At 53.7% G+C, this 281-nt stretch carries 1 protein-coding gene; it reads right to left on the minus strand.

Annotated elements, in window-relative coordinates:
• A partial coding sequence (locus tag FDX22_RS20495; RefSeq protein WP_255433001.1) for an asparagine synthase-related protein occupies nt 1–281 on the minus strand: 281 nt, incomplete at both ends.

Genomic DNA, 281 nt, shown 5'->3' on the forward strand with positions numbered 1-281 from the left:
GGTGCGCCTTCGAGGCCGACGGCGAAGGAGTGCAACTGCGGCCACCAGGCTTCACTGCGTTCCTGATCTTCAACACGACGCGCGGCGTATTTTTTGGTGATTGCGGAAATGACCGAAGAATCCAGACCGCCGGACAGCAATACACCATAAGGAACATCTGACATCAGGTGGCTTTTCACCGCATCTTCCAGCGCCTGACGCAGCTCGTTTTTATCGGTAACGTTGTCTTTTACCGCATCGTATTCAAACCAGTCGCGCTGGTAGTACTGACGAATTTCACC

Source organism: Citrobacter sp. TBCS-14 (genome assembly GCF_005280805.1).
Taxonomy (GTDB): domain Bacteria; phylum Pseudomonadota; class Gammaproteobacteria; order Enterobacterales; family Enterobacteriaceae; genus Citrobacter; species Citrobacter gillenii.